The organism is Methyloversatilis discipulorum, assembly GCF_000385375.1.
Classification (GTDB): domain Bacteria; phylum Pseudomonadota; class Gammaproteobacteria; order Burkholderiales; family Rhodocyclaceae; genus Methyloversatilis; species Methyloversatilis discipulorum_A.
Genome location: NZ_ARVV01000001.1, coordinates 1,045,573 through 1,063,570, shown reverse-complemented (window position 1 = coordinate 1,063,570; position 17,998 = coordinate 1,045,573). Strand labels below are relative to the sequence as shown.

Below are 17,998 nucleotides of genomic sequence, written 5' to 3'. Positions count from 1 at the left end.
CAAGGCCGCTCCCACAAAAGACCGAAGCCGGGACTTCGTGGGAGCGAGCTTGCTCGCGATAACAGTCTGTATCGAAGCCGCCCACATCCGGAAGCGTCGCCGACTCACCCGTGCGAGCGCGATTCCCAGATCTTCTGCAGCCGCTTGACCGAGACCGGCACCGGCGTGCGCAGTTCCTGCGCGAACAGGTTCACCCGCAGCTCTTCGAGCAGCCAGCGGAATTCATCGAGGAAGGGATCGCTCACGCCCGCCCGCGCACGGGCGATGCGCTCGCGCTCCCACAGCGTGGCGAGCGATGCCCAGTCGGCCATCGCGCGCGCGTCGCGCGCCGGGTCAGCGCGCAACTTGTCGATGCGCAGCGCGATCGCCTTCAGGTAGCGCGGATAGTGGGTCAGCCGCTCCAAAGGCGTGCGCTCGATGAAGTGCTTGCCGACCAGCGCGTCGAGCTGGGCGCGCATGTCGGCGCCAGCGTCGGGGTGCGCCTTCAGCGCGATCAGCTTCTTGTTCAGCGCGGCGTATTCGGTGAGCACACTGCCTGCCAGCCGGCCGATCTCCTGCGCAACCAGCGATATGCGCGGCCGCGCTTCGTCGCGCCGCGTGGCGAAGGCGGCGGCGTCCTGCGGCCACGGTTCCATCATGCAGCAGCGTTCCAGCGTGGCGGCGACCAGCTGCGCGCGCAGTTCGGCTTCGCTGCCCAGGTTCATGAACTGCATCGCCATGTCGCGCAGGCCGGGCAGGCTTTTCTCGATGAACTTGACCTGGTCGCGCAGCTCCAGCGCGAACAGCCGGCGCAGGCCGCGGCGGTGCACCTCGTGCGCCGCTTCCGGCGTATCGAACACGCGCACGCTGACCGCGTCGCCATCGTCCTGCAGCGCCGGAAAACCGATCACCATGCGACCGGCAACCTCGACCTCCATCAGTTCGGGCAGTTCGCCGAAGGCCCAGCTCGTGTAGCGGCCCTCGCCCGCCGCCTGAGCGGCCGGGGCCACCTGCGGTGCAGGCTCGGCGCGACCCTTCTTCGCGGCCGGCGGCGGCACCGGCGCTTTCGCAACGGCGTCGCGCGCGCCGAGCGCGGCCAGTGCGTCGGCCATGCTGCCGCGCGCGCTGACTGCCTTGCTGTCGGCAGCGGGCAGCTGCGCAGGCGCAACGTCTTTCGGAGGCGGCGCGACCGGCGCTGCGGATGACGACACCGTCGGCAGCGCAATGCGCGCCTGCTCGAAGCGGCGCGCCACCTCGTCCTTCAGCCGCGTGCGCAGCTCGGCCAGATTGCGTGACTGGCCGAGCACGCGACCGTGCTCGTCGATCACGCGGATGTTCATGATCAGGTGCGCCGGCAGGTTTTCGGCGCGGATCGCGTCCGGTGGCAGCTTGAGGCTCACGTACACCTCGATCGCGCGCGCCAGCACCTTCACCAGCGGCTCCGACTGGTCGTGCGGCTGGGCGAGGAAGTCGGCGACGAAGCCGCTGATCGGCTGGATGCGGTGACGCAGCTTGGGCGGAATCGTCTTCGCGAGCTGCACCACCTTTTCCTCGATCAGGCCCGGCACCAGCCAGTCCAGCCGCGCCGCCGGAATCTGGTTCAGCAGCGTCAGCGGTACGGTCAGCGTGACGCCGTCGTCGGCCGCATTCGGCTCGTGGCGGTATTCGAGTTTCAGGCGCTGGCCGAGCAGATCCATCTTCGCCGGGAAGCGTTCGCTGCTGACGCCGGCCGCCTCGTGCCGCATCAGCTGTTCGCGTGTCAGGTGCAGCAGCTTCGGATTGTCGCGCTCGGCGTCGCGGCGCCAGCGCTCGAAGCCGCGCAGGTCGATCACGTCGGCCGGCACGATGGAATCGTAGAAGGCTTCGATCAGCGATTCGTCGACAAGCAGGTCCTGCCGGCGCTGCTTTTCCTCCAGCCGCTCGATCTGCGCGATCAGGTCGAGGTTGTGCTGCAGGAACTTCATCTGCTTCAGCGCGACATCGCTCACGTCACCATTGACCAGGGCCTCGCGGATCAGCAGCTGGCGGGCCAGCACCGGGTCGGTCTTGCCGTACTGCACGGCGCGCTTGGCGTACAGCGTGATGCCGTGGATGACGCCGCGCTCCCAGGCCACCGTTTCGCCGCGGCTCTTCGACCAGTGCGGCTCGTAGGTCGAACGGCGGATCAGGTGGGCGCCCACCTCTTCCACCCACTCCGGTTCGATGCGCGCGATGCAGCGCGCGAACAGCCGCGTCGTCTCGACCAGCTCGGCGCACATGATCCACTTGCCGCCCTTCTTCGCCAGCGCCGAACCGGGGTGCGGCCAGAACTTGATGCCGCGCGCGCCCAGATAAGGCGGCTCGCCGGCGCGCGCGTCCTCGATGCGCAGGCCGAGGTTGCCGAGCAGGCCGGTCAGCAGCGCGCGGTGCAGCGCATCGAAGGCGGCCGGCTGTTCGTTCTCGGGCCACTCGTGCTCGGCACACAGCGTGTGCAGCTGGGTATGTACGTCGCGCCACTCACGCATGCGCAGCCAGTTCAGGAAGTTCGCCCTGCACCACTCGCGCTGCTTGGCCTGCGACTGGTGATGCCACACTTCGTCGAAAGCCGCCCAGGCCTTCAGGTACCACAGGAATTCGCTGCGCTCGTCGGCGAACTTCGCGTGCGCCTGGTCGGCCGTGCCGGCACGCTCCTCCGGGCGGTCGCGCGGGTCCTGCACCGACAGGCCGGCGGTGATGATGAGCACTTCCTTCAGCGCGCCGTGGTTGCGCGCCGCCAGGATCATGCGCGCGACGCGCGGGTCCAGCGGCAGCCTGGCCAGTTCGCGCCCCAGCGTGGTCAGCGTGCGTTCCTCGTCCACCGCGCCCAGTTCCTGCAGCAGCTGGTAGCCGTCGGCAATCGCGCGCGGCGCCGGGCGGTCGATGAAGGGGAATTCCTCGACGTCGGTCAGGCCGAGCGACTTCATGCGCAGGATGACGCCGGCCAGCGACGAACGCAGGATTTCCGGGTCGGTGTGCGCGGTGCGCTGCTTGAAGTCGTCCTCGTCGTAGAGGCGGAAGCAGACGCCGCTGGACACCCGGCCGCAGCGGCCGGCGCGCTGCTTCGCAGCCGACTGCGCGATCGGCTCGACCTGCAGCTGCTCGACCTTGTTGCGGTAGCTGTAGCGCTTGACGCGCGCCAGACCGGTATCGACCACGTAGCGGATGCCGGGCACCGTCAGCGACGTTTCGGCGACGTTGGTCGAGAGGATGACGCGCCGGCCGTTCGAGCCCTGGAACACGCGCGACTGTTCCTGCGCCGACTGGCGCGCGAACAGCGTCAGGATGTCCGGCTTCACGCCGGGCAGACGCGTATGGTGCTTGCGCAGCGTTTCGGCGCACTCGCGGATTTCCCGCTCGCCCGGCATGAATACCAGCACGTCGCCCGGTCCGCACGAGAAGGCCTCGTCGACCGCGTCGGCTACCGCGTCGTAGAGGTCGCGTTCCTTGTTGGCATCGAACGGCCGCCAGCGCATCTCGATCGGGTAGAGCCGGCCGCTGACCTCGATCACCGGCGCCGGCTTGCCGTTCTGCGCAAAGTGGTTGGCGAAGCGCTCGGCGTCCAGCGTGGCCGAGGTGACGATCACCTTCAGGTCCGGACGGCGCGGCAGCAGCTGGCGCAGGTAGCCGAGCAGGAAGTCGATGTTCAGACTGCGCTCGTGCGCCTCGTCGATGATGAGCGTGTCGTAGGCGGCCAGCCAGCGGTCACGCTGTGTTTCGGCGAGCAGGATGCCGTCGGTCATCAGCTTGATGCGGCTGTCTTCCGACGTGCGGTCGGTGAAGCGGATGGCGAAGCCGACCTCGCGGCCGAGCGGCACGTTCAGTTCCTTCGCCACGCGGTCGGCGGTGGCGCGCGCGGCGATGCGGCGCGGCTGCGTGTGGCCGATCAGCCCGCGTGCGCCACGGCCCAGTTCCAGACACAGCTTGGGCAGCTGCGTCGTCTTGCCGGAGCCGGTCTCGCCGCACACGATGACCACCTGATGCGCCGCCAGCGCCGCCGCGATCTCGTCGCGCCGCGCCGACACCGGCAGCTCTTCCGGATACTCGACCTTGGGCGCCGATGCGCGCCGCGCGGCGACGCGCGCCTGCGACGCCGCCACGCGTTCAGCGATCTTCGCCGGCCACTTGTCCGGCGCGCGCATCGCCGGCGGCAGTTCGCGCAGCGCGCGCGAAATCGCCGCCGCGTCGCGGCTCATGCACTGTTCGAGCAGGGAATTCAGATCGGGGTGCTGCACTTTCATCGGATCGGGCTGCGGTCTGCGTCGCGCAGAAAGGGCGCCATTGTCCGCGAAAGACGGCGCCTGCGCGAACCGCTCAGCCGCGCAGCAGCTGCCAGCCCCACCAGCCCAGCGCGGTCATCGCCAGCGAACCGAGCACATGAGCCGCCACCGCAACCAGCGCCCAGCCGGTGTGGCCGCGTTCGAACAGCGCGAACACCTCGCCGGAAAAGCTGGAGAAGGTGGTCAGGCCACCGAGGAATCCGGTGGTCACGAGCAGGCGCAGATGGGCCGGCAACTCGGGCATGGCCTGCAGCACCGCCAGCGCCACCCCCATCAGCAGGCCGCCGATCAGGTTGGCCACCAGCGTACCGAGCGGGAAGCCTGCGAACAGCGGGTTCAGCGCCAGCGAAAGACCCCAGCGCATCCATGCACCCAGCGCGGCGCCGCCACCGACGGCAATGAAGTTCTGCATGTCGCACTACCGGATGTGTTCGAGGCCTGAATTGTAGGGGCAGACCGGGCATCGGCTCGCCTCCTGTGGGAGCGGCCTCTGCTGCCCGCAGGCTTCGATATCCGCCGCAGTCGGGGTCAGGAGACCCCTCCCACAGACCCCCGGCGCCGGCCGCGGGTCGGGTGCATTCCCTGTGGGAGCGAACTTGCTCGCGATTGCCGCATCGATCGAAGCCGGCGGCCGACAACAGCCGCATCGCGAGCAAGCTCGCTCCAACAAAACCGCGGGCGGCGGTTCTGGTCCGGACTCAGCCGGGCGTCAGCCCCGCTTCGGCCAGTTCTGCCGCTCGCAGCACGGCGCGTGCTTTGTTCAGCGTTTCCTGCCATTCGCCTTCGGGCGTCGAATCCATCACCACGCCACCACCGGCCTGGGCGTGCAGCACGCCGTCCTTGATCACCGCGGTGCGCAGCGCGATCGCAACGTCCATGCCGCCGTTGAAGCCGAGGTAGCCGACTGCGCCGGAATAGATGCCGCGCTTGACCGGTTCCAGCTCGTCGATGATTTCCATCGCCCGCACCTTGGGCGCACCGCTGACGGTGCCAGCCGGGAAGGTGGCGCGCAGCACGTCCATCGCGGTCAGGCCCGGCTTCAGCACGCCTTCGACATTGCTGACGATGTGCATCACGTGCGAGTACTTCTCGACCACCATGCGGTCGGTCACCTCGACCGTACCGGTGGCGGCGACGCGGCCGAGGTCGTTGCGACCGAGGTCGACCAGCATGATGTGCTCGGCGCGTTCCTTCTCGTCCGACAGCAGATCCTCGGCCAGCGCGCGGTCCTCCTCAGGCGTGGCGCCGCGCTTGCGGGTGCCGGCGATCGGACGCACCGTCACCTTGTCGCCTTCGAGGCGGGCGAGGATTTCCGGGCTGGCGCCGACGATGTGCGTGTCGCCCAGATTGAAGAAATACATGTAGGGCGACGGATTCAGCGCACGCAGCGCGCGATACACCGCCATCGGCGTCGTCGCCAGCGGCTTGCTCATGCGCTGCGACGGCACCACCTGCATGATGTCGCCGTCGAAGATGTAGCGCTTCGCCTTCTCCACCGCGGCGCAGTAGGCGTCATGGCCGAAGCCGGATTCGGCGGCCACCGATTCGCCGCGCGGGGTGTCGGGCTCGCGCAGCGGCGAACGCAGGCGCGCGGTCAGCGCGTCGAGGCGCAGATGCGCATTGACCAGCGCGTCCGGCTTTTCCGGGTCGGCATAGACGATGAAGGTGAGCCGGCCGGACAGGTTGTCGAACACCGCCAGTTCGTCCGACAGCAGCAGATGGATGTCCGGCACGCCCAGCGGGTCGGCCTTGTCCCAGCCGGCGGCGAGCCGGTGCTCGACGTAGCGCACGACGTCGTAACCGAAATAGCCGACCAGACCGCCGGAAAAGCGCGGCAGGCCCGGCAGGTCGGGCACGCGGTAGCGGCCGAGGAAGGCCTGAACGAAGGCCAGCGGGTCGCTGCTTTCCGTCCGCTCGATCACGGCGTCGTCGCGCAGCACCTCGATCCGGTCGCGGCGCACGACGATGCGCGTCTGCGCCGGCAGGCCGAGTATCGAGTAACGGCCCCAGCGCTCGCCGCCCTGCACCGATTCCAGCAGATAGGAATACGGTACGTCGGCCAGTTTCAGATAGGCGGACAGCGGGGTGTCGAGATCGGCCAGTGCCTGGCGCGAAACGGGGATGCGGTTGTAGCCGGCGCGGGCGAGCGCCTCGAATTGATCTTGATTCATGGACAGACCGGAGAGCGGGGTTTTGAACGACGCCGCGGTGTCACCGCGCGCGCCTGACCAGGAGCGGACTCAGGCGGCTCGCCACAGGTACCCGTGCAGGGGCGCGGGCGCGCAGCTGCGGGCGGGTGTCTCCTTGGAAGTCAGGCTGTCCATTCAGTGTTCGGTCGGAAGTGCGACCCGCGAGAGCAGATCGGGGAGCGAAGATAGTAGCCCATCGCAATCTTTTGCGTCCAGCACGCGCCCCTCGCTGTAGCCCCAGGGCACGCCCAGCACCGGAATGCCGGCATTGCGCGCGCAGTCGATGTCGTTGTACGAGTCGCCGACGTGCAGCGCGGCCGACGGCGCCACGCCCAGTTCGCGCACGGCGTGCAGCAGCGGCGCCGGGTCCGGCTTCTTCTGCGGCAGGGTGTCGCCACCGACCACGCTGCCGAAGTACTGGCGCATGTCCATCTGTTCGAGCAGCGGCAGTGTGAAATCAACCGCCTTGTTGGTGACGCAGGCCAGCCTGAAGCCAGCCTTCTGCAGCGCCACCAGCGTATCGTGCGCGCCGTCGTAGGGCACGGCGCGCTCGCCGTTGCGCACCCGGTAGCAGCGCTTGAATACCTCGATCGCCCGCGCGAGAAGAGCCGCGTCCTGCGCCCGCTCGCCGAGGCAGCGTTCGACCAGATTCGGAATGCCGCGACCGACGAACACCCGCACCTCGTCCTCGCGGCGCGGCGGGATGCCCAGTTCGGCCGCCATGTCCTGTGCCGCGGCGGCGAGATCGGGCACGGTGTCGAGCAGCGTGCCGTCGAGGTCGAAGGTGATGGCGGCGACCGAGAAGCGCTGCGTCATGCTCAGACGGCGTCCAGCTGCTTGCGCAGCGCGGCGATCACACTGTCGTAGCGGTGCGGGTCGCTGTCCTTGCCGGCACCGAACACGGCCGAGCCGGCGACGAAGGTGTCGGCCCCGGCGCGCGCAATCTCGGCGATGTTGTCGATCTTGACGCCGCCGTCGATCTCCAGCCGGATGTGGCGGCCGGTGCGCGACACGTACTCGTCGAGGCGGGCGCGCACCGCGCGCAGCTTGTCGAGCGAGGACGGAATGAAGCTCTGGCCGCCGAAGCCCGGGTTCACCGACATCAGCAGCACGACGTCGAGGCGGTCCATCACGTGGTCGAGGTAGTGCAGCGGCGTGGCCGGGTTGAACACCAGGCCGGCCTGGCAGCCGTGCTCGCGGATCAGCGACAGCGTGCGGTCGATGTGCTCGGACGCTTCCGGGTGGAAGGTGATTACGTTGGCACCGGCCTTGGCGAAATCGGGAATGATGCGGTCCACCGGCTTCACCATCAGGTGCACGTCGATCACCGCTTCGGTGTGCGGGCGCAGCGCCTGGCACACCAGCGGGCCGATGGTCAGGTTGGGCACGTAATGGTTGTCCATCACGTCGAAATGTATCCAGTCGGCGCCCGAGGCGATGACGTTGCGCACTTCCTGGCCGAGTGCGGCGAAGTCGGCGGACAGAATGCTGGGGGCGATCAGGTAATCCAGATTGGTGGTGCTCACGGTGCGGCTCCGAAGGTCGAAGCCGCGATTGTATCGGGTCGGACACGCGCCTTCCTGCCGCAGCGCTTGCCGCGTCATCAGACTTCGGTTAAATAAGGGCCATGGCCGAAGCGAAAAAATACGAAGTGACGGTAAGCGTGCAGGCACGCTATGTCGAAGAGCAGTCCGACCCCGAGGACAGCCGCTTCGTGTTCGCCTACACGGTCAGCATCACCAACACCGGCACCGTGCCGGCGCAGCTGATCAGCCGGCACTGGATCATCCGCGACGCCCACAACGCCGAACAGCAGGTGCGCGGGCTCGGCGTGATCGGCCAGCAGCCGCTGCTGAAGGCCGGCGAGAAGTTCGAATACACCAGCGGCTGCGCGCTGAACACGCCGGTCGGCACGATGCGCGGCAGCTACCAGATGGTGGCCGAAGACGGCACGCAGTTCGAAGCCGACATTCCCGAATTCACGCTGGCCATGCCACGCGTGCTGCACTGAGCGACGGGGCGATGTCGCTCGCCTCGTCCTACACCCGCCTCGCTCCCCTCTACGACACGGTGGTCGCCGCCGCGTCGCGCGCCGCGCGCCGCGCCAGCCTGGCCCACCTGCCACGCACAGCGTCCGACGTGCTGCTGGTCGGCGTCGGCACCGGGCTGGACCTGCCCCATCTGCCCGCTGATCACCGCTACACCGCGATCGACTTCAACGCCGCCATGCTGGCGCGCAGCCTGCCGCGCGCCTCGGGCCTGAACTACGCGCCCGTGCGCGGCGACGCGATGCGCCTGCCCTTCGCCGACGCGCAGTTCGACTGCGTGGTGCTGCATCTGATCGTCGCCGTGGTGCCGGACGGCGCCGCCTGCCTGCGTGAAGCGGCGCGCGTGTTGCGCCCCGGCGGCGCGGCGCTGGTGCTGGACAAGTTCCTGCGCCGCGGCCGCCCGGCCCCGCTGCGTCGCCTGCTGTCGCCGCTGGCGGGCCGCATCGCCACCCGGCTCGACGTGGTGCTCGAAGACGCGCTCGACGGCCTGCCCTTCGGCATCGTCAGCGACGAACCGGCGGCCTTCGGCGGCTGGTTCAGACAGGTGAGACTGCTGCGTACCTGAGCCGGCTCACGCAGCCGCGCGGCCGAGACGCCGCATGCGTTCGTGCCAGCGCGCCCGCCCGGCGTCGTCCATCGCGTCTACGCTGCCGATCAGCGTAGTGCGCACCGGCTGGATGCCGACGAAATGCAGGATGTTGCGCTTGAAGCTCATGACGCCGTGCGCCAGATAGAAGGTGCGGAACAGCCAGGCCGGCATGCCCATAGCTACCACCAGCCGCGCCGAACGTCCGGTGAGCAGCCGCGTGAACGGATTGCGCCCGCGCCCTTCGCCGATCGCGAAACCCGGGCGGAACACCTGTTCGAAGAAGGCCTTCAGCACCGCCGGCAACGTGCCCAGCCAGATCGGAAAGAACACCACCAGATGTTCGGCGTCGGCGATCAGCGCCTGGGCCTGCGCAATGTCGCCCTCGGCCGGCGCCGACCACTCGGCTTTCGAGCGCAGCAGCGGAAAGGCGAGCTGGCTGACGTCGATCACGCTGACCGCATGCCCCGCTTCACGCGCCGCGGCGACATAGCTGTCGGCCAGCGCGCGCAACAGCCCGGGGCGGGATTCCGGGTGACCCTGGATGACGACGATGCGGCTCATGGCCGGGCTCCTGCGATGCACAGGCCTTCATCATGACCAGCCGAAAGCGTTCGGCCCTTGAGCGGGATCAGGGTCGGGTATCGAACTGAAGAATTGCGCTGCAAGCGCGGAACAACAGCCTGCGGCACACCGCGACCGCGTCGCGGCCAAGGCCGCTCCCACAGAGGACGCGCCCAGACCCTCGGCCGGTGCCCGGGCTGGGTTTCTGTGGGAGGGGTCTTCTGACCCCGACAGCGGCGGCGGGTTGGGCGCGGCGCCGGCTCGAGAGTATGAGTCAGCCCTTCAGCCGAGCAGCCGCGCCACCAGCGGGCGCCCGAACGGGCTGGTCAGCAGCAGGAAGAGCGCGACATTTCCCACCACCGTGATCCAGAAACCGCGCCGGAACGAGGCTTTCACCGTCTTGTGGCGCAGGAACTGCTGCGCCAGCAGCGCGCCCGGCCAGCCGCCGACCAGGGCCAGCAGGTGCAGGCGCGGTTCGGGCACGCGCATCGCGCCGATTGCGGCCTGCTGTTTGTCGATCGCGTACAGCGCGAAGGTCACCAGGCTGACCGTCAGGTAGAGCAGGAACCAGCCGTGCGGCGCCTGCCACAGCACGCTCACCACCACCATCAGCAGCAGGAAGGCGGGGATCAGGAACAGCGTCGCACCGCCCCACTGCGCCGGCGACGCCTCGTCGCGCACCTCGACCCGTCGTGTCTTCAGCGGCACGCCCGCCAGCGTCACGCGCTGCGCGCAGCGCCGGCCCTTGCGGTCGCGGCCAAGATCGAACACGACGCGTTCGCCCTCGCTCGGCCGATGTCCTTCGGCGTCGAACGAACTGATGTGCACGAACACGTCCTCGCCACCGCCGTCCGGCGTGATGAACCCGAAACCCTTGTCGTCCTTCCACGACCGGATGCGACCTTCGCTGCGCATGCTGCTTACCCCGGAAAAGAGGTTGCGGACGATATCACCGCTGGTCGCGCCCTGCCTGTTCGACGATGTGGTCCGGCCACTCGTAGGCGTCGCAGCGCGGGCAGTTGAGCAGCGCGCCGAGGTGGGCGGCACGCCCCTCTTCCGTCACCACCCAGGGGCGGTTGATGAAGGGCGGGTGGTGGCGCACGTGCTGGCGGTGCCCGCAGGCCAGCCGGGCAACCCAGTCCCCCTCCTCGTCGATCAGATAGCCGGTGATCGGCTGCTTCATTCAGCCGCCGCCGTGCGCTGCGGCCGCACCGCGGTCACCCACGGCTCGAAGCGCCGGCCCCACGCAACGTCCATTTCGAAGGCGGCGCGACCGCTGTCGAGCGCGCTGCGGTCGATGCCGTCCATCGCCCCACGCAGCGCGTGCGGCACGCTGATGCGGGCGACCGCCAGTTCGCCGATGTGGCCGCTGAAGGTGGTCTTCTTGTCGATCACCATTACCGACGGCGTCACCGTCGCCACGACGATGAGGTGGCGATGCGTGTCCGGATAGCGCTGGCGCAGCGCCGCGGCGTCCAGCCCGGCGTCGACGGCGAACAGGCGCGACGCCTTGTGCTGCTCGTATTTCAGTGCCTCCTGTGCCGACTTCTGCGCATCGAAATCCTGCTTTTCGGCGTTACCGCGGGCGAGCGCCCTGTCAAGCCGGCGCTGCGCCTGGGCAAGCGCAGCCTGCCAGTCGGCACCCGCCAGTTCGAGCACGACATACACCTCGCGCTTCTGGCGATAGGCGTCGTGCTCGTCCTTCAGATCGAAGCCCAGTTCGCGCAGCTTGTCTGCACCCAGCCAGTCGGGGCCGCGGCCGTAGTGCATGTCGTAGGCGGCATCCGCATTGTCGTCGCGCATCGGCGCGCGCCAGAGCAGCGCCACTTCGACGCCGCCGCGCTCGCCGTCCAGCCCGAAGGCGTACGGCAGACTGAGCTCGCGCTGCGTGAGGGTGAGCGCACTGCCGGGCACGCCCGAGCGGTTCCACGCGACACCCGCCAGCACGAAGGCATTCACCGCGACGATGAGGGCCACACCGCCCACCAGCAGGATTTTCTGCGCGCGCCTCATCGCTCGCCCTCCGTCTGCGTCACCGCGCGCAGCCGCTTCAGCACCAGGATGACCAGCAGCGCCACCAGGCCGAGCACGAGGAAGAACAGGAATTTCGGCATCACCGCCCACCACCAGTCGAACAGCTTGGTGTACAGAAAGATGACGAAGAACACGACCGCGGTATTCATCACCTCCGGCCAGCCGCGACGCGCGCCGAGCCAGGTCAGCAGGCCGCCGGCAACGAAGCCGCCCAGCTGATAGAAGCCTTCGACCACATCCGCATCGAAGGGCAGATAGCTCGCGCGGCCCCAGTTCGACAGCACCAGCATGGGCAGGAAGAGCGCGAGCAGCGCGACCAGCCGCCAGGTCGCGTCGAAACCTGGATGCCGCCGGTGATCGACGAAGAACGGAACGCAGAACATGAGCAGCGCCGCTGGGAAGAAATGTTCCGGCCGCTCACCGACGCTGAGCCAGTACATGCCCGACCAGCTGCCGACGCGGGCGGCGATGAAGCCGGTGATGCAGACCAGCCCGGCCACCAGCAGCAGACGCAGTTCGCAGGTGTAGGCGAGCAGCAGCGCGAACGCGGCCCACGGCAGCAGCGCCTTGTCCGACGGGGTGATGTTGAAACTGGAACCGAGCAGGCTCAGGTTCAGCACGAAGCAGGCGAAGGCCACCAGCGCGGCCAGCTTGGTGAAGTAGCCGGAAGCGTCGCGCCGGTGCAGCCAGGCGGTGAGCACCAGCGTGCCGAGCGAAGCGCCGGCCAGCACGAGCACCTGCACGGCTTCCGGAAACAGCGGCCAGTACTGGCGGAACAGGAAGAACACGCTGGCCGCCAGCGCCAGCGCGCCGAGGAAGGACGCGATGCGCAGGCCCAGCGTGAGCTGGCGCGCGCGCTGAGTGGTGTCGACATCGGGCCGTGCGGCAAAGCGTGCGAGCAGTGCGTCGTGATGTGCGCGGATCGCCGCCGCATCGGCCGCCGCCATGCCGTCGGCGCTCAGCCGTGCCTGTTCGCGGCGATAGGCGTGAATGTCATCCACGCGCTGCTGCGCATCGGTGCGGGACAGGGTGTCGTCCATCGGATCGCTTCCGGATGTCATCGCCGCATGATGCCACGAGCGCAGCAGCCTGCCGATCGGGCACAATCGGACGATGGATCACGCCCCCGTACCGTTGCTGCGCGGCAGTCTGCGCGCGCTGAAAATCATCCTGCTCACCTTCACCGGCATCGGCCGCGCGCGGATGATCAACCGCACCACCGAGGGGCTGGGCCCGCAGCACTTCCTGCTCGGCGGGCTGTTCGCCGCGATCGCGGTCAACGTCGTGCTGATCGGCCTCGTGTTGTGGGCCACCGGCTGAAGCGCCGGGCGTACAAGGCTCCAGCGGGCTATTCGCCCTCGTAGCCGACCAGCACCACCTCGGCCCCGGCCTCGCGCAGCGGCACCAGCGCCTGATAGGCCGGCGAGTCGTGCCAGGCGCGCGCGCTGGCCGCATCGGCGAAGCGCAGCACCACGGTATCGGTGCCCGGCCAGTCGCCGGCCAGCACCACGTCCACCCCGCCCCGCATCACCACCTCGCCACCGAAGGGCGACAGCGTGGCACCGACGCGCGCGCGGTAATCCGCCCAGCGCGACGCGTCCAGCACGCGGATGTGGCCGATCACGTAATAGCTCATGCGTCGGCCGCCACCAGTCGCCACAGCGTCGTCACCTCCTTCGCCCGCGCCGCGTGCAGCGGGTCGGTGGCGTCGGCGGCCTTGGGATGACGCGGACGCGCGTCGAGCCGGCCGGCCACCTTCAGCCCGGCCGCATCGATCAGGCCCGCCAGTTCGTCCGGCGCGCGCAGACCGAGGTGTTCGGCGAAGTCCGACAGGATGAGCCAGCCCTCGCCGCCTGGCGCCAGATGCGCCGCCAGCCCGGCGAGGAAACCGCGCAGCATGCGGCTGTCCGGGTCATAGACGGCGTACTCCAGCGGCGAACTCGGCCGCGCCGGCAGCCAGGGCGGATTGCACACGACCAGCGGCGCGCGGCCGGCCGGGAACAGATCGGCTTCGATCACCTCGACCTGCGCACCAATGCCCAGCCGCGCGACGTTGTCGCGCGCACAAGCCAGCGCGCGTGCGTCCTGATCGGTCGCCACCACGCGCTCAACGCCGCGCTTCGCCAGCACCGCGGACAGCACACCGGTGCCGGTGCCGATGTCGAAAGCGGTCGAATCGCTCTTCAGCGCCGCCGGCAGCGGCGCCTTCGCCACCAGATCGACATACTCGCCGCGCACCGGCGAGAACACGCCGTAATGCGGATGGATGCGCGCGCCCAGCGCCGGAATGTCGACGCCGTTGCGCCGCCACTCGTAGGCGCTGATCACGCCCAGCAGCTCGCGCAGCGAACAGACATAGGGCTCGCCCGCTTCGCCGTGCGCCTGCGTGCAGGCCTCGACCACGTCCGGCGCGCGGCGCAGCGGAATGACGTGACCCGCCTCGAACGGAATCAGCAGCATGCCCAGCGTGCGCGCCCGTTGCGACTGCGCCAGCCGGTGCTGATTGAACGCATCGCGCAGCGTGGCCGCCGGCTTGCGCGGCTTGCGATCCACCCGCCGCGCCATCGCCTGCAGCAACTGCCGCGCGTTCTGGAAGTCGCCGCGCCACAGCAGCGCCGTGCCCTCGCTCGCCAGCCGGAAGGCCATGTCGGCAGTCAGCGTGTCGTCGGCGACGACCACCTTCTTCGGGGGCGCTACGCCGGCTTCGGATTGCCAGCGGACGCTGTGTTGAACATCGCCTTCATTCCATTGCAGAACTGCTTCGCTCACTGACCATTCCGTCCGCGCTGAAGCCGCTGTCGCGGCAAGAGCGCAGCACGCTACACCAATCCCGGGCGAGCAGCGAATGCAGTATCAGCGACGCCGACGCGCCGCCGCGCCGAGCAACCCCAGACCGGCCAGCATCATGGCCCAGCCTTCAGGCTCGGGCACCGCGGCAGTCAGCGTCAGGGTGACCGGGCCGGTGGCGTTGGCGATGTCGAGCACGAAGTCGGTCTGGCTGCCGTCGAGGAACCAGTCGCCGAGCGCGGCTTCGACGTATTCCGGGCCGCTGAAGGTGATGCGCGCGCTGTCGTGGCTGCCGGTGACGGTGGCGACCGAGCCGAAGGTGCCGCCGGCGCTGCCCAGCGTGTTGAACAGGCCGCCGGATATCGTCAGCGTCAGGCTTTCGAAGCCCAGACCGATGTAATTGCGGACGATGGCATTGAACGGCAGCAGCGGCAGGTCGCTGTCGTCGCGCGTCAGCGTGAGCGTGACCGGCAGCGTGTTGATCAGACCGAAGTCGATCGAAAGCATGTCAGGCGTGCTGAAGCTGGTGTCCACGGTGTTGCCGTTGGCGGCGACGACTTCGAGCGTGTAGGCGTGGGCGGCCGGGGCGAGTGCGAGGGCGCACAGCGCGGCGGCGAGGGTGTGGCGGATGTTCATGTGATGGCTCCCGGATCGGTGCTTAGAGATTGCCCTTGGCCCACGGGCCGGTGATGGCCACGGTGATGCCCGGCGTTTGCATGTTCACGAACAGCACGCGGCCGGTCGGGTCGAAGCAGGCGCCGCAGAATTCGTAGTTGCGATAGTCGGCCGCGGCCACGGTCTTGCCGGCGACGGCGATCTGGTCGGCGGCGAGGTTCACGTTGTTCTTGCAGAAGATGTAGGCCTCGCCGGCCGGGTTCAGGCCGAGCAGGCGGTTGCCGCTGCCGTAGGCGTCGGTGGCGCCGCCGCCGTCTTCGCACAGCAGCACGCCGCCGCGCGGGCTGACGGTGACGTTGTCCGGGTTGTTGCCGGCGGTCTGGTTGCCGCTGACGAAGATGGCGCGCAGGCGCATGGTGGCCAGCGTCAGTTCCCACACCGCACCTTCGCCCTGGCCAACGCGCGAGCGGCTGTCGGTGCCGGCGGCGGTATCGACGATGAACATCTTGCCGGCCGAATACCAGATGCCTTCGCCGCGGCTCATGCGGGCGCCGCCCTGGCTGATTGCCTGGTGTGTGGGGCCGGACATGAAGGCGAGGCTGACGCCGCCGGGCTGGCCGGCGACAACCACCGGGTCGGCGTCGGGGTTGGCGATGTCCACCCACTCCAGTTCGTACTCGTCGCCGATGTCCGGGTTCAGCAGGCCCTGGTCGTTGGCCTGCGCCAGCGTGGCCGGCGCGGCCTTGCGCACGATGGTTTTGATGCGCGCCGCCTGCAGCTTGCCGCCGTTGTGCAGGCTGCCCAGTTCGCCCGAGGTGTCGGCCGGCACGTAGCGGAAGAAGGCCGACACGTTGCGGTTGTCTTCGGTTTCGTAGACGTAGCCGGTGGTCGGGTCGACCGCCACCGCTTCGTGCACGAAACGGCCCATGCCGATGATGGGGTCGGCGATCGAGTCGCCGGCGTCGGCGTCAACCTCGAACACATAGCCGTGCTTCTTGCCGCCGATGCCGGAGAAGTCGTAGATGGTTTCTTCGCAGGTGAGCCAGGTGCCCCAGGGCGTCGGACCGCCGGCGCAGTTGCCCAGCGTGCCGCCGATCGAGCCGGTGGTGCCGGCCCAGCCCGCGTCGCGGAACAGCAGGTTGGTGGTGCCGCCGGCCGGGTAGCCGACGAAGGGCGCCGGTGCGGCGGCCGACGGGTCGGTCACGATGCCACCGACGCCGATGCGGATGGGCAGGCTGCCGTAATACACGGTGATGATGCCGTTCACCGGCTGGGTGGCGTAGCTGCGCGGCGCCTGGATGGCTTCGGCCGGTGTGGCGACGAGGCCGCGCTCGTGGTTGCGCACCAGCACGAGTTCGGTGCTGCGGCCGGCGCGGCGCGACGTGACCACGGCCATGCCGTCGTGATTGCCGGGCGTCGGGTTGCCGTCGCTCATGCTGTCGCCGGTCCAGCCGAAGCTGCGGTAGCTGAAGCCCGGCGGCAGTTGCAGCAGCGGCAGGCCGGTGGTCGCATCCTTGACCGGCGCCAGCGCGCCGTAGGGCGACAGGGCCGACACGGTCTGCTTGCCGGTGGCGGCCAGCGCGTTCTGCGCATACAGCGCGCCCATCAGGCCGGTGAAGCGAGTGGCGGCCAGCGCGCCGGAGCCCTGGAGCAGGCGGCGACGGCTGGGAGACATACAGGACGAGGACATTCGGGACTCCGGGCGCGGTAACGAGATTCTCATCATCGGTGCGGCGGGTGTCGACTGCATGACGGCGTCGGCGCCGCTACGTGGTCCGAACGGGCCATTGGCCCCGGCTGATGGCGGCAGGTCAGCTCATCGACGATGCACTGCATCGCGACGGCGCCAGAATGCGCACCGGACACCTCACGACGACGAAACTCATGAGCGCAAACCTGACCCCCGGACCGTTCGGCAAGTCCTTCACCGACCTGCTCGCCAGCCCCGCCCTCACCGTGCTGCGCATGGCGGCCCTCGCTGCGAGCCAGGACGACGGGATCGACGAGGACTCACTGGACCTGATGTACGAACAGGTGGCTGCAGGCGTGCTGGCCGATCTCGCGCCCGAGATCATCTGGCGCGAACTGGCGCGCGGCCTGTCGGCGCGAGCGCCGTCGCGCATGCTGCGTGCGCTGCGCGAGTGCGACGCACTGGCCGTGCTGCTGCCGGAGGTCGACGCGCTGTTCGGCGTGCCGCAGATCGCGGACGACCCGGACCAGGTCGATATCGGCGAACACCTGCTGCGCACCGTCGATGAAGCTGCACGCCGCGAAGCGCCGTTCGCGGTGCGTTACGCGGCGCTGGTGTTCAACGTCGGCAAGTCGGATTCGCCGCGCGAGCACCTGCCGGTGCACTACCGGCACATCGAGCGCGGGGTGCCACGCATCGAGGCGATCAGCGCGCGTTTCGGCGTGCCGTACGACTGCCTCGATCTGGCCTTGCTGGCGAACGCCGAATGCGAGCGCGTGCACCGTGCGGCGGAAATGCGCGCCGGTTCGATCACGGCGATGCTGGAACGGGTGGATGCCTTCGGGCAGCCCGAGCGCTTCGAGCAGCTGATGACGTTATGCACCTGCGACTTCCGCGCCTACCCGGGACGCGCCTCCCGCCCCTACCCCAAGGCACCGATGCTGCGCGCCGCGCTGTCCGCCTGCCGGGGCGTCGACGAAGCGGCGATTGCTACCGACGCCCTGCTCGAAGCGCGCGCGCAGGCGGTGGCTGCTGCGCTGCAATCACGGCGCTGGGGGGCGTAGGCAAAGACCCCGCCTGCGCTGCAGCGCCGAATCGACGCCGCCATCGCGAGCAAGCTCGCTCCTGCAAGGTGCGGGCGCTGGCGGTGAATCGGCCGGGCTGCTCTCGGGGAACGGCCTCGGCCCTCACCTTCGGTCCCTCTCCCGCTG

The 17,998-nt window shown here is 69.1% G+C and carries 18 protein-coding genes; 4 read left to right on the top strand and 14 right to left on the bottom strand.

Annotated elements, in window-relative coordinates:
• Window positions 1-104: 104 nt before the first annotated feature.
• The 5 genes from hrpA to rpe all read right to left on the bottom strand — a co-directional run bounded on the left by hrpA (window position 105) and on the right by rpe (window position 7,989).
• Window positions 105-4,235 (bottom strand): ATP-dependent RNA helicase HrpA, encoded by a 4,131-nt coding sequence (gene hrpA, locus METRZ18153_RS0105065; RefSeq protein ID WP_029143561.1) that lies wholly within the window; start codon window positions 4,233-4,235, stop codon window positions 105-107.
• 73 nt (window positions 4,236-4,308) lie between these two features.
• Complete coding sequence (crcB, locus tag METRZ18153_RS0105060) at window positions 4,309-4,686, bottom strand: fluoride efflux transporter CrcB (RefSeq protein ID WP_020163703.1); 378 nt, start codon at window positions 4,684-4,686, stop codon at window positions 4,309-4,311.
• A 286-nt stretch (window positions 4,687-4,972) separates the two neighbouring features.
• A complete protein-coding gene (gene trpE, locus METRZ18153_RS0105055; protein WP_020163702.1) occupies window positions 4,973-6,445 on the bottom strand; it encodes an anthranilate synthase component I in 1,473 nt (490 codons plus the stop codon).
• Between the two features lie 153 nt (window positions 6,446-6,598).
• Window positions 6,599-7,279 (bottom strand): phosphoglycolate phosphatase, encoded by a 681-nt coding sequence (locus tag METRZ18153_RS0105050; protein ID WP_020163701.1) that lies wholly within the window; start codon window positions 7,277-7,279, stop codon window positions 6,599-6,601.
• A 2-nt stretch (window positions 7,280-7,281) separates the two neighbouring features.
• Entirely contained in the window at window positions 7,282-7,989 is a 708-nt protein-coding gene (gene rpe, locus METRZ18153_RS0105045) for a ribulose-phosphate 3-epimerase (RefSeq protein ID WP_029143560.1), read from the bottom strand.
• A gap of 101 nt (window positions 7,990-8,090) precedes the next feature.
• Between rpe and apaG the strand changes: the two genes are divergently transcribed.
• Together apaG and METRZ18153_RS0105035 are read left to right on the top strand one after the other, a co-directional pair.
• Window positions 8,091-8,474 carry a Co2+/Mg2+ efflux protein ApaG gene (apaG, locus tag METRZ18153_RS0105040; RefSeq protein WP_020163699.1) on the top strand — a complete coding sequence of 128 codons (384 nt, stop codon included), beginning with the start codon at window positions 8,091-8,093 and terminating at the stop codon, window positions 8,472-8,474.
• An 11-nt stretch (window positions 8,475-8,485) separates the two neighbouring features.
• Window positions 8,486-9,076, top strand: a complete 591-nt coding sequence (locus tag METRZ18153_RS0105035) for a class I SAM-dependent methyltransferase (RefSeq protein WP_020163698.1) — start codon at window positions 8,486-8,488, stop codon at window positions 9,074-9,076.
• Window positions 9,077-9,082: 6 nt separating this feature from the next.
• On the opposite strand, the gene METRZ18153_RS0105030 is transcribed toward METRZ18153_RS0105035, so the two are convergent.
• The 5 genes from METRZ18153_RS0105030 to METRZ18153_RS0105010 all read right to left on the bottom strand — a co-directional run bounded on the left by METRZ18153_RS0105030 (window position 9,083) and on the right by METRZ18153_RS0105010 (window position 12,735).
• Window positions 9,083-9,661 (bottom strand): NAD(P)H-dependent oxidoreductase, encoded by a 579-nt coding sequence (locus METRZ18153_RS0105030; protein ID WP_020163697.1) that lies wholly within the window; start codon window positions 9,659-9,661, stop codon window positions 9,083-9,085.
• A gap of 282 nt (window positions 9,662-9,943) precedes the next feature.
• Entirely contained in the window at window positions 9,944-10,576 is a 633-nt protein-coding gene (locus tag METRZ18153_RS0105025) for a DUF1294 domain-containing protein (RefSeq protein WP_020163696.1), read from the bottom strand.
• A 34-nt stretch (window positions 10,577-10,610) separates the two neighbouring features.
• Complete coding sequence (locus METRZ18153_RS0105020; protein WP_020163695.1) at window positions 10,611-10,844, bottom strand: DUF3565 domain-containing protein; 234 nt, start codon at window positions 10,842-10,844, stop codon at window positions 10,611-10,613.
• A complete protein-coding gene (locus METRZ18153_RS0105015; RefSeq protein ID WP_020163694.1) occupies window positions 10,841-11,674 on the bottom strand; it encodes a DUF4824 family protein in 834 nt (277 codons plus the stop codon). The genes METRZ18153_RS0105020 and METRZ18153_RS0105015 overlap by 4 nt, the downstream gene beginning before the upstream one ends.
• The gene (locus METRZ18153_RS0105010) at window positions 11,671-12,735 is read right to left on the bottom strand and encodes a DUF2157 domain-containing protein (RefSeq protein ID WP_020163693.1); all 1,065 of its coding nucleotides are present in this window, start codon (window positions 12,733-12,735) and stop codon (window positions 11,671-11,673) included. The genes METRZ18153_RS0105015 and METRZ18153_RS0105010 overlap by 4 nt, the downstream gene beginning before the upstream one ends.
• 73 nt (window positions 12,736-12,808) lie before the next feature.
• Between METRZ18153_RS0105010 and METRZ18153_RS0105005 the strand changes: the two genes are divergently transcribed.
• The gene (locus METRZ18153_RS0105005; RefSeq protein ID WP_232415971.1) at window positions 12,809-13,015 is read left to right on the top strand and encodes a DUF2970 domain-containing protein; all 207 of its coding nucleotides are present in this window, start codon (window positions 12,809-12,811) and stop codon (window positions 13,013-13,015) included.
• Between the two features lie 28 nt (window positions 13,016-13,043).
• On the opposite strand, the gene METRZ18153_RS0105000 is transcribed toward METRZ18153_RS0105005, so the two are convergent.
• From METRZ18153_RS0105000 to METRZ18153_RS0104985, 4 genes are all read right to left on the bottom strand, one after another.
• Window positions 13,044-13,331, bottom strand: coding sequence for a DUF1330 domain-containing protein (locus METRZ18153_RS0105000; protein WP_029143559.1), 288 nt, complete (start codon window positions 13,329-13,331; stop codon window positions 13,044-13,046).
• Window positions 13,328-14,464 carry a methyltransferase gene (locus METRZ18153_RS0104995; RefSeq protein WP_020163690.1) on the bottom strand — a complete coding sequence of 379 codons (1,137 nt, stop codon included), beginning with the start codon at window positions 14,462-14,464 and terminating at the stop codon, window positions 13,328-13,330. Before METRZ18153_RS0104995 ends, METRZ18153_RS0105000 begins: the two co-directional genes overlap by 4 nt.
• A gap of 84 nt (window positions 14,465-14,548) precedes the next feature.
• Complete coding sequence (locus METRZ18153_RS0104990) at window positions 14,549-15,118, bottom strand: PEPxxWA-CTERM sorting domain-containing protein (protein ID WP_020163689.1); 570 nt, start codon at window positions 15,116-15,118, stop codon at window positions 14,549-14,551.
• Between the two features lie 22 nt (window positions 15,119-15,140).
• A complete protein-coding gene (locus METRZ18153_RS0104985; RefSeq protein WP_029143558.1) occupies window positions 15,141-16,787 on the bottom strand; it encodes a PhoX family protein in 1,647 nt (548 codons plus the stop codon).
• 194 nt (window positions 16,788-16,981) lie between these two features.
• Here METRZ18153_RS0104985 and METRZ18153_RS0104980 point away from each other — a divergent pair, with 194 nt between their 5' ends.
• Window positions 16,982-17,851 (top strand): tRNA nucleotidyltransferase, encoded by an 870-nt coding sequence (locus METRZ18153_RS0104980; RefSeq protein WP_029143557.1) that lies wholly within the window; start codon window positions 16,982-16,984, stop codon window positions 17,849-17,851.
• Window positions 17,852-17,998 lie beyond the last annotated feature (147 nt).